The sequence below is a fragment of the Xenorhabdus bovienii genome, assembly GCF_024721015.1.
GTDB classification, from domain to species: Bacteria; Pseudomonadota; Gammaproteobacteria; order Enterobacterales; family Enterobacteriaceae; genus Xenorhabdus; species Xenorhabdus bovienii.
In genome coordinates this window covers 1-279 of sequence record NZ_JANAIF010000402.1, presented here as the reverse complement: position 1 = coordinate 279, position 279 = coordinate 1, and the positions used below count along the sequence as shown (strand labels likewise).

Genomic DNA, 279 nt, shown 5'->3' with positions numbered 1-279 from the left:
AGAGCCCTTGTAAAGTTTCAGGCGCACCGTGCCCGTTACGTGTTCCTGGCTCTTGTCAATTGCCGCCTGGAGCATCTCGCGTTCGGGCGAGTACCAGAAGCCGTTATAAATTAGCTCGGCATCGCGCGGCATCAACTCGTCTTTGAGGTGCATCGCGCCGCGGTCCATCGTGATCGATTCTATACCGCGGTGCGCTTCAAGCAACAGCGTGCCACCCGGGGTTTCATAGATGCCACGGGATTTCATCCCGACGAAGCGGCCCTCTACGAGGTCAAGACG

The 279-nt window shown here is 58.1% G+C and carries 1 pseudogene; it reads right to left on the bottom strand.

The annotated features are described in order from the left end of the window. A pseudogene (locus tag NXS07_RS21175) lies at positions 1 to 279 on the bottom strand (argininosuccinate synthase); the annotation flags it as partial.